This window comes from Ureibacillus yapensis, assembly GCF_003515775.1.
Taxonomy (GTDB): domain Bacteria; phylum Bacillota; class Bacilli; order Bacillales_A; family Planococcaceae; genus Ureibacillus; species Ureibacillus yapensis.
This window is the reverse complement of record NZ_QWEI01000016.1, coordinates 24428-39135: the sequence shown is the minus strand read 5'-3', so window position 1 is coordinate 39135 and position 14708 is coordinate 24428. Positions and strand designations below refer to the sequence as shown.

The 14708-nt window shown below is 41.0% G+C and carries 10 protein-coding genes, 2 pseudogenes and 1 other annotated feature; of the genes and pseudogenes, 8 read left to right on the top strand and 4 right to left on the bottom strand.

What is annotated here, in order from left to right:
- The first annotated feature begins 738 nt into the window (after positions 1-738).
- Complete coding sequence (guaB, locus tag D1B33_RS17810) at positions 739-2205, top strand: IMP dehydrogenase (RefSeq protein WP_118877755.1); 1467 nt, start codon at positions 739-741, stop codon at positions 2203-2205.
- 321 nt (positions 2206-2526) lie between these two features.
- The gene (locus tag D1B33_RS17805; RefSeq protein ID WP_325049498.1) at positions 2527-3861 is read left to right on the top strand and encodes a D-alanyl-D-alanine carboxypeptidase family protein; all 1335 of its coding nucleotides are present in this window, start codon (positions 2527-2529) and stop codon (positions 3859-3861) included.
- 49 nt (positions 3862-3910) lie between these two features.
- Here the strand turns inward: D1B33_RS17805 and D1B33_RS18535 are convergent, their stop codons facing one another.
- A complete protein-coding gene (locus D1B33_RS18535) occupies positions 3911-4066 on the bottom strand; it encodes a hypothetical protein (RefSeq protein WP_158583019.1) in 156 nt (51 codons plus the stop codon).
- An 8-nt stretch (positions 4067-4074) separates the two neighbouring features.
- Here D1B33_RS18535 and D1B33_RS18920 point away from each other — a divergent pair.
- Positions 4075-4196, top strand: a pseudogene (locus D1B33_RS18920) (hypothetical protein); the annotation flags it as partial.
- 75 nt (positions 4197-4271) lie between these two features.
- Here D1B33_RS18920 and pdxR read toward each other — a convergent pair.
- Positions 4272-5699: a MocR-like pyridoxine biosynthesis transcription factor PdxR gene (pdxR, locus tag D1B33_RS17800; RefSeq protein WP_199677452.1), complete on the bottom strand. Its 1428-nt coding sequence runs from the start codon at positions 5697-5699 to the stop codon at positions 4272-4274.
- A gap of 106 nt (positions 5700-5805) precedes the next feature.
- On the opposite strand from pdxR, the gene pdxS reads away from it, so the two are divergent.
- The 4 genes from pdxS to D1B33_RS17780 all read left to right on the top strand — a co-directional run bounded on the left by pdxS (position 5806) and on the right by D1B33_RS17780 (position 11179).
- Entirely contained in the window at positions 5806-6690 is an 885-nt protein-coding gene (gene pdxS / locus D1B33_RS17795) for a pyridoxal 5'-phosphate synthase lyase subunit PdxS (RefSeq protein ID WP_118877753.1), read from the top strand.
- Position 6691: 1 nt separating this feature from the next.
- Complete coding sequence (pdxT, locus tag D1B33_RS17790) at positions 6692-7285, top strand: pyridoxal 5'-phosphate synthase glutaminase subunit PdxT (RefSeq protein WP_118877752.1); 594 nt, start codon at positions 6692-6694, stop codon at positions 7283-7285.
- A gap of 46 nt (positions 7286-7331) precedes the next feature.
- Positions 7332-7543, top strand: a binding site (T-box leader).
- A 92-nt stretch (positions 7544-7635) separates the two neighbouring features.
- Positions 7636-8916: a serine--tRNA ligase gene (gene serS, locus D1B33_RS17785; RefSeq protein ID WP_118877751.1), complete on the top strand. Its 1281-nt coding sequence runs from the start codon at positions 7636-7638 to the stop codon at positions 8914-8916.
- Positions 8917-9304: 388 nt separating this feature from the next.
- Complete coding sequence (locus D1B33_RS17780) at positions 9305-11179, top strand: alpha/beta hydrolase (protein WP_158583018.1); 1875 nt, start codon at positions 9305-9307, stop codon at positions 11177-11179.
- Positions 11180-11240: 61 nt separating this feature from the next.
- On the opposite strand, the gene D1B33_RS17775 is transcribed toward D1B33_RS17780, so the two are convergent.
- Positions 11241-12554, bottom strand: a complete 1314-nt coding sequence (locus tag D1B33_RS17775; protein ID WP_118877749.1) for a short-chain fatty acid transporter — start codon at positions 12552-12554, stop codon at positions 11241-11243.
- Between the two features lie 210 nt (positions 12555-12764).
- Here D1B33_RS17775 and D1B33_RS17770 point away from each other — a divergent pair.
- Positions 12765-13922, top strand: a pseudogene (locus D1B33_RS17770) (aminotransferase A).
- Positions 13923-14051: 129 nt separating this feature from the next.
- Here D1B33_RS17770 and tadA read toward each other — a convergent pair.
- Positions 14052-14561: a tRNA adenosine(34) deaminase TadA gene (gene tadA, locus D1B33_RS17765; protein ID WP_199677451.1), complete on the bottom strand. Its 510-nt coding sequence runs from the start codon at positions 14559-14561 to the stop codon at positions 14052-14054.
- Positions 14562-14708 lie beyond the last annotated feature (147 nt).

Here is a 14708-nt window from a genome sequence, read left to right as displayed (position 1 = left end):
TAGGCACATGAAAACCGCTGAACAATCAGCGGTTTTTTTCGTGTATTTAAAACAATTGATTTACTGCTAATCAAACGTAAACTTATGATTCAACCGGTATAAGATACTAAACATAAATGCATGCATATCCACTGCTTGAAACAGTTAAAAAGGGCGAGGAATAAAGAGGTAGAGAAAGAAAGGCATTAAACACGCAATATGAAGCACTAAAAAAATCTAGTCATTTAAGGGGATAAGAAGCTGTATCTCTTTTGATTTTTTTCAAATCCACCATGAATCAATCATATAAAAATCCAATTTTATCCCTGCTGATAACAAATCACTATTCTTTTGTTCACCTGTCCACCTTTATATCACTCCTTATCTTATCTAGATATTTTCAATATTATGTACTTGTAATTAAATCCACTAATGGTAAAAATAATGCGTTTTTAAAACTAAAAAAACTGGTTAAATACCTCAATTTAAAAGCCTAAAAATCAGAGAAAAATAATGCATTTTATTAATTGCAAATGAATAAATTCTCCATTTCGAAACTTATTTAATAAATATTGCTTAAAAGCAAATACTAATTGTATTGCAATAGAAATCGGTCGGTAACTATCTTATAAAAGGAAATCGAGAAATATTTAATGGAATTATTTGAATACTCTTTCTTCTTTTCAGTTATTGACACTGCGATATCATGTTGATAATCTTACAGATAACATTCTTTTAGTTATAGGAGGCAGTTAGGAAATGTGGGAAACGAAATTTGCCAAAGAAGGCTTAACATTTGACGATGTATTATTGGTACCAGCGCATTCTGAAGTATTACCCAAAATGGTGGACTTATCTTCACAGTTAACACCAAAGATCAAGTTGAATATCCCAATTATCAGTGCAGGGATGGATACTGTCACTGAATCGAAAATGGCGGTTGCCATGGCTAGACAGGGCGGACTCGGGATTATTCATAAAAATATGAGTATCGAAGAGCAAGCTGAAGAAGTTGAAAAAGTTAAGCGATCTGAAAATGGTGTAATTACAAATCCATTTTTCTTAACGCCAACTCATCAAGTTTTTGATGCAGAACATTTAATGGGCAAATACCGTATTTCCGGTGTACCAATCGTGAACAATGAAGAAGAACAAACTCTCGTTGGAATTATTACAAACCGAGACTTGCGTTTTATTTCGGACTATTCATTAAAAATTGACGATGTTATGACAAAGGAAGCATTAATTACAGCTCCAGTTGGTACAACGTTGGAAGAAGCCGAAAAAATTCTTCAACAATACAAAATTGAAAAACTCCCGATTGTTGATGAAAATGGAAAACTAACTGGCTTGATTACCATCAAGGATATTGAAAAAGTTATTGAATTCCCAAATGCTGCAAAAGATAGCCTAGGCCGATTATTGGTTGGCGCTGCAGTTGGTGTATCCAGCGATACAATGGCACGTGTAGCAAAACTCGTGGAAGCGGAAGTAGATGTAATCGTCATTGATACAGCTCATGGCCATTCTCAAGGTGTTATTGATACTGTAAAACAAATCCGCAATACTTACCCGGAATTAGAAATCATTGCTGGGAACGTGGCGACAGGAGAAGCAACAAGAGCACTTTATGAAGCTGGTGCGGATGTAGTAAAAGTTGGTATTGGACCTGGCTCAATTTGTACGACTCGTGTAGTTGCTGGTGTTGGTGTACCTCAAATTACTGCTGTTTATGATTGCGCAACAGTTGCCCGTGAAATGGGTAAAACGATTATCTCGGATGGCGGGATTAAATACTCAGGTGATATTGTCAAAGCATTGGCCGCTGGCGGTCATGTAGTAATGCTTGGTTCATTGCTTGCAGGAACTTCTGAATCACCAGGCGAAACGGAAATTTTCCAAGGACGCCGCTTTAAAGTTTACCGCGGTATGGGTTCATTATCCGCGATGGAAAAAGGTTCGAAAGACCGTTACTTCCAAGAAGATGCGAAAAAATTAGTGCCTGAAGGAATTGAAGGGCGTCTTCCTTACAAAGGACCTTTGGCAGATACAATTCATCAGTTAGTCGGAGGGATCCGAGCTGGTATGGGTTATTGCGGATCAGCTAATCTCGAAGCATTACGTGAACAATCACAATTTATCCGCATGACAGGTGCAGGTCTTCGTGAATCACATCCACATGATGTACAAATTACGAAAGAAGCACCGAACTATTCAATTCAATAATCATTGAAACCTAAGTACGCTCTTAACGTCTTATTTATGATGTTAAAAGCGTACTTTTTATACATACTTGAAGCTTGGAACTTGCCTACAAGAGCTTAGGGCTTAAGATAAATTTAGCAGATTTTCGTTTCATCCGATTTACAATTTGAAGAAATTAGTGGGAAAGAAAGTTATGGTTCTAGGGCAAGGGAAGCAAGAAAAATGGTTGTTTTTTGTTAGATAGATATATCCCATGTTTTTCTTACTTAAACATAATATTTTTCTTGCAGCTTCTGTGATAAAATGGCGAAGGAAGTAAAATATATATTGGAGGGTTTTTTTGTGAATACAGCTAAGAAGAAGTCTTGGTTTAGCCTATTCCTGGTTCCGCTTTTATTCATTAGCTCACTAGTGATGTCATCACCAAGTGCGAGTGCGGAAACTGGCCTAGGCTTAAATGTCGATGCAGCGATTCTAATTGATGCTGAGACAGGGAAAATTTTATATGAAGAAAATGCGGACAAGTCCTTGGGAATCGCAAGTATGTCTAAAATGATGACGGAGTATCTTCTTTTGGATGCCATTAAAGAAGGAACAATCACTTGGGATCAGCAATATCGTGTTACTGAGTATACATATAAGATGTCACAAAATCGCGCTTTAAGCAACGTGCCTTTAAGAGCGGATGGTACATATTCCATTCAAGAGTTGTATGAAGCAATGGCGATTTATTCCGCTAATGCGGCGACAGTCGGAATTGCAGAAACAATTGCAGGGACCGAAACGGAATTTGTAAAACTCATGAATAAAAAAGCGGAAGAGCTTGGTCTTGAAGGCTATAAATTTGTCAACTCTACTGGTTTGAACAATTCCGATCTATTTGGAATGCATCCAGCAGGTACTGGGGACAAAGATGAAAATGTCATGCCAGCGAAGTCTGTTGCTAAATTGGCCTATCATTTATTGAAAGACCATCCGGAAGTTTTAGAGACTTCCAGTATTCCAAAGAAAGTGTTCCGAGAAGGTACAGATGATGAAATTGAAATGGAAAACTGGAACTGGATGTTGCCAGGATTAATCAGTGAATATGAGGGCGTTGACGGCTTGAAGACAGGTTCTACTCTTTTAGCAGGTCAATGTTTCACAGGAACGGTAGAACGTAATGGAACTCGTTTAATCGCCGTAGTAATGAACGCAAAGGATTCCAAAGGAAATAGTTCCCGTTTGGCGCGTTTCGATGCTGCTGCTAAATTATTTGAACATGGGTTTAACCAATTCACAAAAGTTGAAGTTGTTCCAAGCAACTATGCATTTAAAGGCAACGAAACAATTGAGGTAACAAAAGGGAAAGAAGATCAAGTTGCCATCGCTGCTAAAGAACCGATTTCTTTAGTTGTAAAATCAAGCGAAAAAGATTTATATGTCCCGAAACTAGAGTTGGACAAAGAATCGCTTGAAGCCGATGTTGAAAAAGGAACCGTAGTAGGTAAAGTCGTAGTTGAGAAAACAGAAGGTGAAGACTATGGATTTATCGACGGGAAAAGCTACTCAACAGATGTAGTTACAACAGGCAGTGTTGAGCGTGCTGGATTTGTCTCTTTATTCTTCCAAGGAGTGGGCAGCTTCTTTGGAAATGTGTGGAGCGGAATCACTGGATTTATCGGTGGTTTATTCTAAACTTAATTTTATTCTATGGGGTTAACCCCACACTGAAATTAAAGAAGTATCAAGCTTGCTCAATAAACTCTGAGCCAAATTCGCCAAGATACATTTGATTAAAGGCTGTTCTATTAGTGAAAACTAATGGAACAGTTTTTTCTATTTCTTTATTACCCCGGTTTTCTTTGTTTAAACCTGCAGTAGTCCCTTTTTTATCGGACAATAGACCTTATTCCTTGGGAAATGAATAGCGCAGGATATATGGAGAGGAGCTATTGCGAAAAGCAGAAGAAGGCTTTTATCGCAAAAAGAATCCCTATCCAAAAACCTGCCAACCTACCTATCCAAAGGGATAAATGCTGCAAATCAAGCAATAGATTGAAAACTACAGGGTGGAATTGGTGGATCACTAAAAAAGGGGAGTCTCATCATTGAGAATTCCCCTTTTTTTTGTAAGCTTTGATATTCCAGCATTCCATGAGCTGGTGAATCGCTGGTTCAATCTCATCCAGTTCAAAGCCCCCGAAGCCGAGCAAAAATGTTGGCATTTCATAATCGATCGGTTTCAGTAAATAGTCCGACACAGGGTAAACTGCAATACCGCACTCATCGGCTAGTTGCTTTAACTGCTGTTCGCTTTCATCAAGAGGAACAGAGATTAAGATATGCATCCCGGCATGGTCCCCCGTGATCGCAATCGCAGGATAATTGTTCTCTAAAGTGTTTGTTAGTTTATCATGCTTTTTGCGGTAAATTTTACGCATTCGATTTAAATGTTTAGAGAAATGCCCATCCTTCATGAAGTTTGCCAAAATATGCTGATCAAAACGCGGAACAGTTGCTGAATAGTAGCTAAATATCTTTTGGTAAGACGGCAACAGTGTTGGCGGCAAAACGAAATAGGCAACGCGCAATGATGGCATAAGTGATTTGGTAAAAGTGCTCAAGTAAATAACCTTGCCATTTTGGTCCATTCCTTGCAGAGCGGGAATGGGCTTTCCTATATAGCGGAACTCGCTATCATAGTCGTCCTCAATAATAAAGCGATCATGCTGTTTGGAAGCCCAATTCAATAATTGCGTTCTTCTGGCAGCGGAAAGAACGGCTCCTGTGGGGAACTGGTGAGAAGGTGTAATATACACGATATTCGCATCGGTATTTTCCAGCTCATCGACCACCAGGCCATCCTCATCCACTGAAATAGGGATCGCCTTGTTTTGTAAATGAATACGGGGAATTGCCGAGTAACCGGGATTCTCCAACGCAAACTTGGAGTCCATCTCTAACAAACGCAATATCATGGGAAGCAAATGTTCTGTTCCCGATCCAATGACGATTTGTTCAGGGTTGCAAATAATCCCTCTTGATTGATATAAGTAATTGGCTATTTCCAATCGCAAATCATATTCTCCTTGCGGTTCTCCCACTTGCAATAATTCTTTGGATGAAGCATCAAAAAGATCCTTCGCATATTTTCTCCAAGTGGCAAAAGGAAAAGATTCCGCGTCGATCTTTCCGGGATGGAAATCATATCGGTATGTTTTAGTTGCCTTTAAAGGCGCCTCATTTAGCTTTTTAAGCTGTTTATTTTCAATATAGGGGAGTTCGTCTATCTCCTCTACAAAAAACCCTACACGGGGCTTGGAAACGATATAACCTTCTGCCAGAAGCTGGCCATAAGCAATTTCAACTGTTGTTTGGCTAATATTTAAAAAGTCGGCAAGTTTCCGTTTTGAAGGCAATTTTGTTCCGACTTTGATTTGTTTTGTAATAATGGCATCTTTCATCCCTCTATAAAGTTGCTCATACAAAGGTTTTGAACTATTTTTTTCCAATTCAAACATTAGCATATCCATGCGCTTTCCCCCTATGTGACCATGCAAGTTTTTGAAAAGCTGACTCTTTTTATATGGTCAATCTTTATTATACTTTATTTAATTAAAGTATTGGAGGGGGATTTATATGAAACAAGTGGGAACAGAAACAGTAAAACGTGGCATGGCGGAAATGCAAAAAGGCGGCGTCATTATGGATGTGATCAATGCAGAACAAGCGAAAATCGCGGAAGCTTCAGGTGCGGTTGCTGTTATGGCATTGGAACGTGTACCATCGGATATTCGTAAAGCAGGCGGAGTTGCGAGAATGGCCGATCCCCGAATTGTGGAGGAAGTTATGAACGCGGTTTCCATCCCGGTCATGGCAAAAGCCCGTATTGGCCATATTGTCGAAGCGAGGGTGCTGGAGGCAATGGGTGTGGACTATATTGATGAAAGCGAAGTTCTAACACCGGCTGATGAAGAGTTCCATTTATTGAAAAGTGATTATACAGTGCCTTTTGTTTGCGGATGCCGTGACCTTGGCGAGGCAGCACGCCGTATAGGGGAAGGAGCATCCATGCTGCGTACAAAAGGCGAACCGGGGACAGGCAATATCGTGGAAGCGGTGCGACATATTCGCAAGGTAAACGGACAAGTTCGTCGGGTTGTGGGCATGAATGAAGATGAATTAATGACGGAAGCCAAAATTTTGGGAGCACCTTACGAATTGTTGGTGGAAATTAAACGTTTGGGCCGCCTTCCGGTAGTTAATTTTGCTGCAGGCGGCGTGGCGACACCAGCGGATGCTGCGCTGATGATGGAGTTGGGAGCAGATGGCGTGTTTGTTGGTTCGGGAATTTTCAAATCAGAGAATCCGGAAAAATTTGCTCGGGCGATTGTGGAAGCAACAACACATTACAAAGACTATCAACTGATTGCGGAAATCTCCAAAGAACTTGGAACTCCAATGAGGGGAATCGATATTGCAACGCTCCAGATCAGTGAACGGATGCAGGAACGAGGTTGGTAACATGAAGATTGGAGTACTTGCATTACAAGGCGCAGTCAGAGAACAAATCCGCCAAATCGAGCAATTGGGCTGCGAAGGGATCGAAGTGAAATCCCAAGCGGACCTGCAGGGGTTAACTGGACTTGTTCTGCCGGGCGGCGAGAGTACGACAATGCGTAAATTGCTGGACCGATTTCAATTGCTGGAACCAATCCGTTCACTCGCCCAAAAAGGTTTGCCCATGTTTGGTACATGTGCCGGGCTCATTTTGCTTGCAAAACAAGTGGCAGGGCGTAACGAGCCTCATCTTGGATTAATGGATATTGTGATCGAGCGCAATTCCTTTGGCCGGCAAGTAGATAGCTTTGAAGTGGAGCTATCCGTCAGAGGAGTGGGCGACGATATTCCCGCAGTATTTATCCGGGCACCGCATATTGTTTCAGCAGGAGAAGATGTTGAAATCTTGGCACGTCTAGATGGGCGTATTGTTTTAGCAAAAGAAGGGCACTATTTAGGTTGTGCGTTTCATCCTGAACTAACCGAAGACATTCGGATCATGCAATATTTTGTAGAAATGGTCAACAAGACTTTACTTGCAAAAAACAGCAGCATATAGTACATTATGTTTAAAATTCCTTTCGCACAGAGCGAAGATGATAAGGGAAACATCGATGATAGGAAATAGTAGCAAGCATGTTTTTTAAAGAGAGTCAGCGGTTGGTGGAAGCTGATAAAAGCATTTGCGAATCCGTCCTTGAGTTGCTTAAGCTGAAATCCAGTAGGCTTTTGCCGGTTGAAAAGCCGTTATTTTATAAGTGGATTAGAATTTTTCTAATCAATTAGGGTGGCAACGCGGGTAGCTCTCGTCCCTTTTAGGGGATGGGGGCTTTTTTGTGTTTTTATTTCTCTAATACACTAAAGTATCTGGAGCAAACAATAATCGATAACTAAAATGGAGGAATCAGCATGTTAGATATTAAGCGTGTCCGTGAAAATTATGAAGAAGTGAAAAAAATCCTTCTGACTCGCAACGAAGATTTAGGAAACTTCGACGAATTTGAAGAGTTGGATGCAAAACGCCGCGAGTTAATCGCAAAAACAGAAGTATTAAAGGCCGAACGCAACAAAGTTTCCGAGCAGATTTCAGTCATGAAGCGCAACAAGGAAAATGCCGATGAAGTCATTGCCCGCATGCGCGAAGTGGGAGATGAAATTAAACAACTTGACCAAGAGCTTCGTGAAGTGGAAGAAAAGTTCGACTACATGATGATGCGTTTGCCAAACATTCCGCATGAATCTGTTCCAGTTGGCGAAACAGAGGGTGATAATGTGGAAGTGCTGAAGTGGGGCGAGCTTCCAAACTTTGATTTTGAGGCAAAGCCGCACTGGGACCTTGCAACAGAGTTGGAAATAGTCGATTTTGAACGTGCCGGAAAAGTAACAGGCAGCCGTTTTGTGTTCTACCGCGGCTTAGGTGCCCGTTTGGAACGTGCATTAATGAGCTTTATGATGGATTTGCATGCAGAAGAACATGGCTATGAAGAAATGCTGCCGCCTATGATCGTAAACCGTGACAGCTTGACAGGTACAGGCCAATTACCGAAGTTCGAAGAAGATGTGTTTAAATTAGCGGATACAGATTACTTTTTGATTCCAACTGCTGAAGTACCTGTGACAAACTTCTATCGCGATGAGATTATCGACGGGGAAATTCTTCCGAAAGGATTTTGTGCATACAGCGCCAATTTCCGTTCAGAAGCAGGTTCTGCAGGACGCGACACGCGCGGTTTAATCCGCCAGCATCAATTCAATAAAGTGGAGTTAGTGCGCTTCGTAAAACCGGAAGATTCTTATGACGAACTTGAAAAATTAACTGGCCATGCGGAAAAAGTCCTTCAACGATTAGGCTTGCCATACCGCAAGTTGTTAATGAATACTTCCGACCTTGGTTTCACGGCTGCGAAAAAATATGATTTGGAAGTATGGATGCCAACGCAAAACATGTACCGCGAGATTTCTTCATGTTCAAACTTTGAAGATTTCCAAGCGCGCCGTGCCAACATCCGTTTCCGCCGCGAACAAGGGGCAAAACCGGAATATGTACACACATTAAACGGTTCTGGCCTTGCGGTAGGACGTACTGTAGCAGCCATCTTGGAAAACTACCAACAAGCCGACGGTTCAGTAGTTGTACCTGAAGTTCTAAGACCATACATGGGCGGGAAAGAAGTCATTGCACCGAAATAAAATAAGTCAGCTCTGCGCCGAAAGCTTGCGACAGGCGCAAGCTGATGGAAGTGTATTAATTCCAGAAGCGCTCCGTCCTTATATGGGAGGAAAAGAAGTAATAGCAGCAAAATAACTATCTGTGCCGAAAGCCTGCGACAGGCACAGGCTGATGGATCAGTAGTGGTACCTGAAGTTTTAAGACCATACATGGGTGGGAAAGAAGTTATTGCACCGAAATAGTCTCTGTGCCCATAAGTTTGATTAGAGATAGGGGATATTTATTCTTAAAAAGAATGAATATCCTCTTTTTTTAGCTAAAAATGTAATTTGAAAATAATTCCATTTCCTGTTGTCCTGCTATATGATGGAAGCAAGGGGACAAATAAAAAAACAAGGGGGATTATTTATGAGGAAAAAGTCTTTTGGAAAGATTGCCTTGGCAGTTGGTATAGGGGTTGCGGGAGTAGGCGGCAGCCTTTCTGTACAAGCTCCGGCCTATGCACAGGAAGTAGAGTCAAAGATTGATTATGAAAATCAAGCAAGGGCGTTCCTTGATTATGCTTTAAAAAGTGATTGGGAATCCTTATCCAAGTATTTTAATGAAAAACTCCAAGCCGCTTTGCCAAAGGAAATGCTGGCAGGCTACTGGGCCGGCAATACTGCCAATTTCGGCAAAATCAAAAGTACGAGTTTAAAAGAAGTGAAATATAATGGGGTTCATACGAGAGTAACTTTTACGGTTAATGCCGAACTAAGCCCATATGAGCTGTATCTTAACCTGGACAACAAGGGGAAAATTGATGATTTATCTGTAAGTTTCCCTGAATTTCAATATACCTCTCCAACCTATGACCATCCGGAGAACTATACAGAAAAAGAAGTGATTATTGGCGAAGGCGACTTTTCTTTGCCTGGACTTTTAACTATTCCAAAAGGTAAGGGTCCATTTCCGGTGGTTGTGCTTGTTCATGGCTCTGGTGCACATGATATGGATGAATCCTACTATGGGTTTAAACCATTCAGAGATCTTGCAGTCGGTCTGGCCAATGAGGGGATTGCAGTTTTAAGATATGAAAAAAGAACAAAGACCCATCCTTTCAAAACAGGTTCAAATCCAAAAGGAACGATGCGAGAGGAAACAATTCTGGATGCTAATCTTGCTGTTAAAAAACTAACATCCATTCCGGAAATTGATGCCAAGAATATTTATGTTCTGGGTCATAGTCAAGGCGGCCTCGCTCTTCCATTAATCCTCGAAAATGATAAAGATGGAGATATTAAGGGCGGTATTGTTGCAGCTGGGCCTGCAGATAAATTCCAGGACTTGCTGCTTTGGCAAAATGAACAATTATTAGAAAGAGCAAAACAAGCTAAGGCGCCAAAGGAACAAATAGACGCTTTGGAAGGAAATCTTGCCTTCTGGAAAGAACAAATTGGGTTAATTAATAACCCTCTATATTCTGCTGAAAATCCGCCGCCAAACTTTAAGTTGGGAAGCTTGGATTGGTGGTTTTATATCCGAGATCTTATTGCACCTGAGATTGCAAAAGAGCAAGATGTACCATTATTCGTTTTCCAAGGCGGAAAGGATTTCCAAGTACCGGCAACTCAGTTGGAAGGATGGAAATCGGCGCTCAAGGAAAGGGAGGATGTGCAGTACAAGTTATATCCAAATATGCAGCATTTCTTAGTGGACAATGCGAAGGCAACTGGTTCCCTGGCTGATTATAATACGCCGGGTAACGTACCGGAACAACTAGTGGCTGATCTTTCTCAGTGGGTAAAAACCGGGGTTGTTGAAGAAAAGCCAGAGGTCGACCTTTCTCAATACAAAGATTATCAGGACAACCAATACTGGTCCGTAGCATTCTCATGGGCAATTCAGGAGGGAATTATAAAAGGATATCAGCACGAAAAACTGCTCAAGCCAAATAGTGCTTTAAATGAAATTCAATATTTAAAGATTTTCTTCCGGTATACGTTGAATGGCGCCTTAAAAGATGAATCATCGGAAAATCTCTATGCCCTTGCAAAGAAAGAAGGTTTGTCTGTAAAAGGAAAGCCATCTGAAAAGCTTTCGCTTGGAGAAGCGGCTGTTCTATTGTCAAAGAGCATCTCTAATAAAGAGTTGTCGGAAAAAGAAGCAGTTCAATGGCTAAACGAGCATCATATCCTAGATGGAATAGTTGCAGATACTTCCACGGTGAATAAACCAATTACCAGAGCACAATTCGTAACGATTCTACAGAAGATAGATGAAGCGAATTTATTGGATAGATAAATAAAATAAAAAGGCTTATCGCCAAGCATGGCGGTAAGCCGAATTTTACAAATCTGCCAAACTAGAAGAATAAGAAACCAATACTAATAATAATACCTGTAAAAATAAGGACAAATAAGCAGAACCCCATAATATCCTTCGCTTTCAAACCTGCAATGGCCAGTGCCGGCAATGCCCAGAATGGCTGAATCATGTTCGTCCAGGCATCGCCCCATGCAATCGCCATGGCTGTTTTTGCATAATCCGCCCCCATTGTTGTGGCCGCTTCCAGCATAATGGGCGCCTGAACTGCCCATTGGCCCCCACCGGATGGGACAAAGAAGTTGACTAAACCAGCAGAATAGAAAGTAAATAAATAGAAGGTAAATTCATTAGAAATGCCAATAAACCATTCGGAAAAAACAATCGCTAAACCTGAGGCAGTCATCATGCCCATAATACCGGCATAGAACGGGAATTGGAATACAATTCCTGATGTGGTTTTAATAGATTGCTGTGCAGCTGCCAAAAATCGTTGCGGCGTTCCATGGAAAATGATGCCCAGTACAATAAAGATAGTATTAACGATATTTAAATCCAGGGTAAACCCTTTTGTTGCAAAGTGATAAATTAAATAGGAAACGCCGATAAGTCCGATTAAGATGGTTAAAATTTTGCTTCTTTCTGTCCAGGAGGCGAATGTTTTTTCAGAAGGAGGGAATGTTTGCTTTTCTTCCACCAATAAGACTGGATCGACTTCAACGATATCTTCCTCTTTTGGCAGCATCCAGCGGTTAAAGAACGGCAAAGTGAAGGTAATGACAATTACGATAAACAAGTTATAAGGTGTGAAGATGGTATCAGATGTTGGGACAACCCCCATTATTCCTTCAAATGGATGGCCTTCCGTAGCAACGGAAAGTGGGATGGACCCTGCCAAACCGCCATGCCAGATGATGAAACCAGAATACGCACTTGCAATCAGTAGCCGATAGTCGACTTTTTTTACATGACGGGCAATTTCTTTGGCAAATAAAGCGCCAATGACTAAGCCAAATCCCCAGTTAATCCAGCAAGCGATCAACGAAACAAAGGTTACAATAATAATGGCACTCGAAGGTTTCTTAATCTTTCCTGCTATAGAAGATAAAAATTTCTTGAAAATTGGACTGTTAGCCAAAACATGCCCGGCAGCCAATACAATAACCATTTGCATCGTAAAGGAAAGCAATCCCCAGAACCCATCACCCCAATAGACCACCATATCCAATGGTGACGAATCCGTAAGCACAACCCCGAGGAATAAAACCAAAACGGTTAAGATGGCAACAAAAATATAAGGGTCTGGTAAACATTTTTCCATGATGAGGTTTGAAATCCTTGTTAAAACCTTCATTCTCTAGCATTCTCCTTTCCCGCATTTTTGAAAGTACTTAAAAGTATAATTCGATGCATCATATGTCAGGGAGGAGAATAATATTTCATCAAATATAAAAAGGATTCAAGAAATCGCGCTCGGAGCTCGTTTAATGGAGATATATAGAAAAAGTGTTTTATGTTAAAGTGGATATATGAAAAAGGCTTACAAAAAAAGGGGATTTAGAGAATGGAACATTTGCTTTATAAAAACCTTAAGAAACTTGAAATTTCGGGTATTCGCAAGTTTACGAATATGCTGGTGGATTATCCAAATGCAATCAATCTAACAATTGGCCAACCGGATTTTCCAACACCCACTCATATAAAAGAAAAAGCAAAATGGGCAATTGACCAAAACTATACTTCCTATACACCAAACGCCGGTATCATTGAATTGCGAGACGCGATTTCAAAATTTTATGAAAACCAGTATGGATTAACATATCAACCGCAGGACGAAATTGTTGTGACCCATGGTGCTTCGGGAGCTCTAAATATTGCGTTAAGAACGATTTTAGAGGAAGGCTGCGAAGTGATTCTATCAGCACCCGCTTATCCAGGGTACACCCCTTTAATTCAACTTTGTGGGGCCATTCCGGTTTTGGTGGATACAAAATCGACAGACTTTGTGTTAACCGCTGAATTAATTGAGCAGCATCTTTCAGAGAAAACGAGATGCGTTCTTTTGCCATCACCTTGCAATCCAGTGGGGACGATTATCGAGGATGCAGAACTTCAAAAAATCGCGGCTCTTCTGAAGGAAAAGGAAATCTTTATTATTTCAGATGAAATTTACAGTGAATTGATTTATGAAAAAAAACATAAGTCGATTGCTTCTTACGACGGCATGCAACATAAAACGATTGTCATTAACGGTGTATCAAAGTCTCACTCAATGACAGGGTGGCGAATCGGTTATACGCTGGCTCCAAGCTACATCACAAAAGAAATGACGAAGCTAAATAACTAGTACATTAGCTGTGCAACGAGCATCAGTCAATATGCGGCACTGGAAGCTCTGACAAAGGGCTTAGCCGATCCAGTCGAGATGAAGAAAGAATATAAAGTTCGCCGGGATTTCGTCTATGATCGCCTTGTAGCAATGGGTTTTGATGTTGTAAAACCTGGAGGAGCGTTTTATATTTTCCCATCGATCAGGAAAACGAACATGACTTCTTTTGATTTTTGTTTGAGTTTATTAAAAGAGCAAGAGGTAGCAACGGTTCCGGGCACTGCGTTTTCCGAGTTTGGGGAGGGCTATATTCGTCTATCCTTTGCCCAGCCATTGGAAGTGTTAAAAGAGGGAATGGACCGTTTGGAAAAGTTTATGGAGAAGTTCCAATAAATTAAAATGAAGAGCTGACGCTGTTTTGGGCGTCAGCTCTTTTTTTAGATATGATTGCATTTCAGAAGAGCTAAAAACACTCGATTAGAACCGCACCAAAACAGACTTCCCTATAAATAAATCTGCAACCTATTTCTCTTGAGCCAGGCGTTTTCGTTCCAGTTTCTCTGCTTTTTTGCGTTCGCGAATTGCCCGGAAGAAATCCGTCAGCATTTGTCCGCATTCATCGGCCAATATTCCTTCGGTTACCTCGCATTCATGATTAAACCGGGAATCATTGAGCAATCGGTATAAGGAATCCACACAGCCCGCCTTTATATCTCGTGCTGCGTACACGACACGGGGGACACGGGATTGCAAAATGGCCCCAGCACACATCGGACAAGGCTCCAATGTGACATAAAGCGTTGTTTCTTCCAGTCGCCAACTGCCGATTTTTTCACAGGCTTGCTGAATGGCCATTAACTCGGCATGCGTGACGGCATTTTGAGTGGTTTCTCTTAAATTGTAGGCTCGTGCTATAATTTCGCCCTGATATACAATCACAGCTCCGATTGGTACTTCTCCCAAGGCTTGTGCTTTTTTGGCTTCCTCTATTGCTTCTCTCATAAATATGCGATCTTGTTCAAAAAGTTCCACGTCCATCTCTCCTTGGTTGATAGTTTAACATGATGTTTTATAAAATAGAATTTTTGAACAATCTTAATAAACAAATAACTATGTTTCCTTATTTTGCTCAATTGCTTGCTCTGTTTTTCGACAAGCTCCTGTGATAAAATGAAGAGC

What these genes read in the sequence shown, in the direction of transcription:
- guaB (WP_118877755.1), top strand. Translation starts at nt 739, where the DNA reads ATGTGGGAAACGAAATTTGCCAAAGAAGGCTTAACATTTGACGATGTA.
- pdxR (WP_199677452.1), bottom strand. Translation starts at nt 5,699, where the DNA reads ATGGATATGCTAATGTTTGAATTGGAAAAAAATAGTTCAAAACCTTTG.
- pdxS (WP_118877753.1), top strand. Translation starts at nt 5,806, where the DNA reads ATGAAACAAGTGGGAACAGAAACAGTAAAACGTGGCATGGCGGAAATG.
- pdxT (WP_118877752.1), top strand. Translation starts at nt 6,692, where the DNA reads ATGAAGATTGGAGTACTTGCATTACAAGGCGCAGTCAGAGAACAAATC.
- serS (WP_118877751.1), top strand. Translation starts at nt 7,636, where the DNA reads ATGTTAGATATTAAGCGTGTCCGTGAAAATTATGAAGAAGTGAAAAAA.
- D1B33_RS17780 (WP_158583018.1), top strand. Translation starts at nt 9,305, where the DNA reads ATGAGGAAAAAGTCTTTTGGAAAGATTGCCTTGGCAGTTGGTATAGGG.
- D1B33_RS17775 (WP_118877749.1), bottom strand. Translation starts at nt 12,554, where the DNA reads ATGAAGGTTTTAACAAGGATTTCAAACCTCATCATGGAAAAATGTTTA.